Origin of the sequence: Microcystis sp. M53602_WE12 (assembly GCF_030065455.1) — a bacterium.
Classification (GTDB): domain Bacteria; phylum Cyanobacteriota; class Cyanobacteriia; order Cyanobacteriales; family Microcystaceae; genus Microcystis; species Microcystis aeruginosa.
This window is the reverse complement of sequence record NZ_JASJFB010000870.1, coordinates 1-3608: the sequence shown is the minus strand read 5'-3', so window position 1 is coordinate 3608 and position 3608 is coordinate 1. Positions and strand designations below refer to the sequence as shown.

The 3608-nt window shown below is 43.6% G+C and carries 3 protein-coding genes and 1 pseudogene; 1 reads left to right on the top strand and 3 read right to left on the bottom strand.

The genetic code is table 11. The annotated features are described in order from the left end of the window. Positions 1 to 206 precede the first annotated feature (206 nt). Genes PX482_RS26580 through PX482_RS26570 form a run of 3 tightly spaced genes read right to left on the bottom strand, consistent with a single transcriptional unit; the run spans position 207 to position 2598 of the window. Complete coding sequence (locus PX482_RS26580) at positions 207 to 1055, bottom strand: ADP-ribosylglycohydrolase family protein (RefSeq protein ID WP_288123230.1); 849 nt, start codon at positions 1053 to 1055, stop codon at positions 207 to 209. Between the two features lie 8 nt (positions 1056 to 1063). Continuing rightward, entirely contained in the window at positions 1064 to 1825 is a 762-nt protein-coding gene (locus tag PX482_RS26575) for a helix-turn-helix domain-containing protein (RefSeq protein ID WP_002758227.1), read from the bottom strand. A gap of 26 nt (positions 1826 to 1851) precedes the next feature. Further along, positions 1852 to 2598, bottom strand: coding sequence for a pseudouridine synthase (locus tag PX482_RS26570; protein WP_002758226.1), 747 nt, complete (start codon positions 2596 to 2598; stop codon positions 1852 to 1854). Positions 2599 to 3205: 607 nt separating this feature from the next. Between PX482_RS26570 and PX482_RS26565 the strand changes: the two are divergent. After that, a pseudogene (locus tag PX482_RS26565) lies at positions 3206 to 3556 on the top strand (ISNCY family transposase); the annotation flags it as partial. Positions 3557 to 3608 lie beyond the last annotated feature (52 nt).

Below are 3608 nucleotides of genomic sequence, written 5' to 3'. Positions count from 1 at the left end.
TGCTGAATAAATCTAAAAACCTTGTTGGATAAGGCTTTTAGACTTTTTTGACCTCAAAAAGTCCCGACCCTTGCAGTGATTGAGGGGAAAATTCCGGGACTTTTTGCCTGAAAATTAGGTAATTGACCAGGTGAAAATGGGTAAAACCCCACACCCCACACCCCACACCCCACACCCCACACCAGGAAAAACTTTTTCAGCAACCCCTACTTATCTTGAGAGACCAATTTTAAGCTGGGACGGGGTTGGATTGTTCCCCCGTAATCGACGGCAGTATGGGGAGATAGGACAAGATGAGGAGATATACCCAAAGAAATTCGATAGATTTCCCCAGCTTTATCCATTAATTGCTGTTTAACTGGCTCTGTCGGCAAATTTTGCCGCCAAGCTAGGGGAATCCCCTCGATACCGTTGTACAATCCCGCCCAAATTCCCGCTAAAGTGGTGGTTAATTGCCGTTGATAGGGACTAGAATTAGCGCGACGCACGCTAACGGCGAAATCCTCGGTCGTTTGCAGAAAGGTATAGAGAGAAGCTGCGATCGCAATTCCTAAAGGTGAGCTATCTTTCGCCCAAGCCGATAAAATGGACTCTAAGGGATGATTTTGCCTTAAAGCTGACTGAATCTGCTCTAATAGCTTATTCTTGGGGTTAATAGTTAGCAATTGCCCTATTAACTGATTTAAAGGCCTTTTTCCCCGTAATAACAGACCTACAGCCTCTCCCCAAATTATCGCTTCTTGTCGGGTTAACTCGGAAATTAAGCCCTTTTTTAGCCAAAAATTTAATCTAGCTTGCCAACGTTCCCCATGGTCAGGCCAGGTTAAAATCTCCGGTAGTAGCACAAATAATAACGCCGATTCCGACTGCTGCTTGGCTGCGATCGCAAGGGGAAAATCCTCCTGAGATTGCAGAGCTTGCAAAAGCAGGATCGTCCTCGGTGTCGCCTCATAGTTAAAGGCTGGTATTAGGGGCTGATTATGCAAGGATTCCCCAATATATGCCCCGATTAACCCTCCCTGAAGGCGATCAAGGGGTGAAAAAACCTTTTGCATAAATTAGCTCAATTTGCCCGGTAGGTGACTTCCTCGACTTTGCCCGGTTGCCCCAGTTGTTTAGCATGGGCATTATTAACGGCAACGTAAACCCCGCCGGCATTACCCGCCCTCACGGTTAATTCTCGGTTTGCTTGCCAAGTGCGATGGCTTCCCTGGGGCAGTACACCCTCAAATTCTGTCTTGCCATCCACCACCACCCGCAGCCAGCAGTCATCTTCCAGTTTTACCTCCACCACCAGCTGCTGATTATTGCTGGTTTTGTTGGCTACCGGTTGAAGGGGGTTGCTTTTCGGTTGGACAATTTGCTGTTGTGGCAAGGAAGGCGGCGGTAAGCGATTCGATTGCAGTACCGATTTTTGTAGGACGTGGGATAGGGTTTGTACGGAACCAATAACTAAGATTAAATAGAGAAAATAGAGATGAATCGGGCGAATTTGAAGACTCGGCAGCGATAAAGACGGTTTTATTCCCCTAAAAAAGTTATTTACCTTGGTGGGAAAACGTCGGCTAACCGTCTCACCATCCAGGGACAGACTATCAGCAAATTGTTTGATTAACCAACGAATATAAATCGGTTCGGGCAATGACTCCAAATCCCCCGCTTCCAGCGCTTCTAGACGATGGCGCGGGATTAAGGTTTTCTGGGCAATTTCCTCGAGAGAAAGGGACTGTTCTAGGCGATTTTTTTGCAAATAAACGCCGATTTCCAGTAATTTGGTGCGCTGTTTATGCTGGGGGTCGAGTTGTGATTGGAGAAGGCGAAACATATCGCTATTAGGGGCTGACTTTCAGCTTAGTTAATCTGGTTCTTTAAATATTTCAGTTCATCAAGGGTTAAAAAACGGTAATCACCCAAGGGTAAGGGGGAATTATTACCGGAGTTTAGTTGAATACGACCGATAGCACTGCGATGAAGTTTCAGGACGTGATAACCTAATTCTTCGGCTACAGAGCGAATCTGCCGATTTCTTCCCTCCACTAAAATAACTTCTAGTAGGGTTTTTTGGTCGGTTTGCTTGAGTATCTCAACCTGTGCGGGTAAGGTTTTTTTTCCCCCTAAGAGGATACCTTCTCGCCAACGCTGGAGAGCAAGTCTATCAATCGCACCATCTAGCCAAACCCGATAGGTTTTGGGCAAATGATAACGGGGATGGGTGAGGGTGAGGGTGAGTTGACCGTCGTTGGTGAGGAGTAAAGCCCCAGTGGTGTTGATGTCCAACCTTCCTACGGGATGTAACCCCGTCTCGCTGGCGAGGGAGTCGGGCAAAAGGTCAATCACCGTCGGCCGGTTTTGCGGATCCTTACAGGTAGAAACCACACCAATGGGTTTGTTGACCAGTATATACAATCTTTTGGGACGATTGGCCGGTTCAATTTTTTTTCCGTCTATTTCTAGGTGATCTTTTTCGGGGTCGGCTTTTTCTCCTAACTGCACGATTTTGCCATTCCGTCTCACCCGGCCGGCTACGATCATCTCCTCCGCCCTTCTTCGGGAGGCAATTCCCCACTGGGCAAGGATTTTCTGGACTCTCTCCGCCATTTTTTTTGTTTTTAACCCTTTCTATCTCCTATTATAGGCATCCTAAAAGGGTTTTTTCGCCCAAAAAGTGAAGAAAAACCGAATATCTCCGGCTGCCTCTTGGATTTTTTTCTTGGAAAACTTCTCAAAAAAAAGGAGTGATCCCTTGACTTGGGCGCTGGCTTCGGTTATACTTTTTTTTATAATGGGAATCTGTTTATATTTTTTTGGTTGCCACCACTCCATCGTGTATGAAGTCTTATAAAAATATCATCTCAAAAAGCCGTGAAAAAAGCAAGCAAAATTTTGCCGACAATTGTTAAAAAAGTCGGGTTAACAGCAATTCTCATTTTAAAAAGTAACAAGTGATACAGACAGAAACAAAGCTTTAAGCAAGCTACAAAATGCGCTCCCGCGAGTGCGACTGCATCGCAGAGAAGTGAGTATATAGAGTATTTATACTCAAAATATTTGAAAGATGGGAGAAATCTAGAACAAAAGTTCTCTACATCAGAAAGAGAACCAAATAAAAATTGATGATTGTTGTCTGTTGAGGTAAAATTATTAAGTTGGAAATATTAATTAATCAAACTGTTCTGCGATGACGAAAAAGGCTGTGACTTGAGAAATTCCTGAATTAAGACAATTTTTAGTTCAAGAATTACATGACTTACCCGATGACAGAAAACCAGGAAACAATACCAAATATCAGGTAGAAGATGCAGTTAAGGCGGCTTTTTCGGTTTTTTTTACTCAGTCACCTTCTTTTTTAGAGCATCAACGTTTGATGAAAAGTAGTAAGGGAAAAGATAATGCTTCAAGTTTATTTGGTATCAAAAAAATACCTGGTGATAATCAAATCAGAAACCTGTTAGCTCCTATCCCAGCTGCCACAATATTTGGCTCTTTTCAACAAGTCTATCAATGGTTAAAAAAACCGGGAGTTATTAAAAAATTTTTCTCCTTAGATGAGGAAATTTGAATAGCTTTAGATGGTACGGAATATTTTTCTTCAAAGAAAATTAGTTTTC

Bases quoted from the DNA above. Each gene is read 5' to 3' on its own strand.
- PX482_RS26580 (WP_288123230.1), bottom strand. From the start codon at position 1,055: ATGCAAAAGGTTTTTTCACCCCTTGATCGCCTTCAGGGAGGGTTAATC.
- PX482_RS26570 (WP_002758226.1), bottom strand. From the start codon at position 2,598: ATGGCGGAGAGAGTCCAGAAAATCCTTGCCCAGTGGGGAATTGCCTCC.
- PX482_RS26575 (WP_002758227.1), bottom strand. From the start codon at position 1,825: ATGTTTCGCCTTCTCCAATCACAACTCGACCCCCAGCATAAACAGCGC.